Genomic DNA, 2091 nt, shown 5'->3' on the forward strand with positions numbered 1-2091 from the left:
CCGCCGACCGTGAAGGTGATGGTCGTACCGACCTCGCCGTCATAGCCGGTGACGATGAGTCTGCGGTCGTCCAGTTCGAGACCGCCGTAGATGCCTGTCTCGGTGGTGGTGACGGTGCCCCCCCGCACCTCGCCATCAATAAGAGCGGTGAGCACGGTCCCCCCCACCGCTGCGGGGTTGCCGTTGATGGTGACACTCCCCCCCCGAAACTCGTCCGGAAGGAGCGGTAAACTGTCCTCTGCTGCGACGCCGCCCACGAAGGCGAAGACGAGGAGGACGGCAATGATTGTTTTGTAGTCCATGATTATCGTGTGCCTCCAAAAAATTTAGGCGCTGATGGCCGCAAGGGTGCCATCCGCCTCATAAAGAGCCAGTAGCCATCGCCGGGCTGCATCTCCCGCGTGTCTGCGTGGGAGCCGGTTGCGCCGTTGATGACGGAAGTGGTGTATGCCTGTGTGCCTGCGTCGAATCCCAGAAGGATGGCCCAGTCATCGGTTACGGATATGAGTGCGTCCTTTGCGGGCGCCGCGGTGGTGTCAGAGAACCCGACGGCGTTCCAGCCAGCACTGAGACGTTTTACCGGAGGGGTCTCAAGGGTTTCGGTGTCGAAGGTGAACGAGACACGGGCAGTGCCGTTCGAGTAGAGCCAGATACCGTCCAGCGGACTGAATGCGTCAGTGCCGGTCATCTGCTGCCAGCTTTCTTCCGGACTGTATGCATAGATGGAGTGTCCGGCAACGTCCACATCCCCCCCGAAGATGGCCACGGTGTTGTTACCCGCTGCGAGGTTCTTGGGGGTGGAGACGAAGTTCCAGCCGTCCCGGAGGGAGAGGGTCATGTCGCCTTCTACCACGGGTACCGGGAAGTTGGTGAGTTGAATTTCATCGATGCTGCTGATCATCTGGCCTTTGGCAAGGTCGCTGCCGACAAGCCGGAGCGGCCATTGCGGTTTATCCCCCCCACTCTCGGAAAGGGGGGGTTTGCCGTGGTTTTCGTTTGCGACGATCATGTTGTTGTTGCGTGCCACATCGGCACTGGCAAGTTCTACGCTGTAGTCGTCATCGGTGCCTGCCACGTTGTCCGGGCCGTAGTCGATGACGGTGACGGTGTAGCCTGCTGCGGCGAGTTCGTCGTTGAACGGTCCGTGGGTGTTCTCGTCGTCGACCCAGCCACAGAGCAGCCAGAGCGGCATACCGGACCAGAGGTTGTCGCCGTCGGTCCAGGTGGCCTTGTGTTTGGAGTCGGCACAGACAACGCCGTGTTCAAACCCGGCACGGTCGATGGTCTCTGAGATGGCGCCGTTGAGGGTCAGGGTCCAGTCGGATCTGGATTCCGGCAGAATTTCGATGGTTCCAACCTTGGCAGCAGAGATGCCTGCAGCCGCGGGCATGCCTTCATAGTGGTGCCAGTTCTGTTCTTCAATGCACTCGTGCATGTCCCAGTTGCCGAAGATACCGTCGTCTGCCATGAAGAAGAGACGGGGGGGGCCGTCACTGTAGGCAGGAGTATCACCTTTTTCTTCGGACCACCATGCAAGAATGGCCTCTCCCTGCCGGGTCTGGGGGGGTTCATAGATAGGTGAGTAGGAAAGACTGGTGGAGTAGCCGTCCGTAGCAATGAATTTAATTTCATTGCCCTCCGAGGCACCGCCTGCAAGGTCACAGAGGTCACGCACTGACGTGCCTTTTACGACTTCATTGATCTTTCCGGGGGGGTTGGCATTGACGCTCTCTTCAGGATCCCAGAAGTTATAGCTACACCGGGATGAGCGTCATTCCAGGCATCCTCAAAGACCGGGCCCTGGAAGTGGAGTTCGGTGCCGTTCTCGCCGCCGTAGACGGTGAGGTGGCGTTCCATCCACCGGGTGGTGACCGTAGCCTCGCCTGCAATGGTCGTGCCGTCCGCGGCATATTTGATGATATGCACGGAGGGCAGTCCTTCGGTGGAGATGACGGTGATGTCAGCGGATCCTGAGATGGTGTCGTTTGTGGCGGTGAGGGTGGTCACACCCGGAGCACCGGCGGTAAAGAAGCCGGTCGCATTTGCGGTGCCGACGGTCTCGTTGCTGCTGGCCCAGGTGAAGGTCAGATC

At 59.8% G+C, this 2091-nt stretch carries 3 protein-coding genes; all 3 read right to left on the bottom strand.

The annotated features are described in order from the left end of the window. Positions 1-302: hypothetical protein (locus JCM10550_RS16465; RefSeq protein WP_218185278.1), on the bottom strand; the 302-nt coding region annotated here is incomplete at its 3' end. A gap of 2 nt (positions 303-304) precedes the next feature. Then, the gene (locus JCM10550_RS16470) at positions 305-1675 is read right to left on the bottom strand and encodes a hypothetical protein (RefSeq protein WP_062400720.1); all 1371 of its coding nucleotides are present in this window, start codon (positions 1673-1675) and stop codon (positions 305-307) included. An 11-nt stretch (positions 1676-1686) separates the two neighbouring features. After that, the coding region (locus tag JCM10550_RS16475) for an Ig-like domain-containing protein (protein ID WP_172673960.1) at positions 1687-2091 on the bottom strand (405 nt) is incomplete at its 5' end.

It is taken from the genome of Methanogenium cariaci JCM 10550, assembly GCF_001315945.1.
In the GTDB taxonomy this organism is placed as follows: Archaea; Halobacteriota; Methanomicrobia; order Methanomicrobiales; family Methanomicrobiaceae; genus Methanogenium; species Methanogenium cariaci.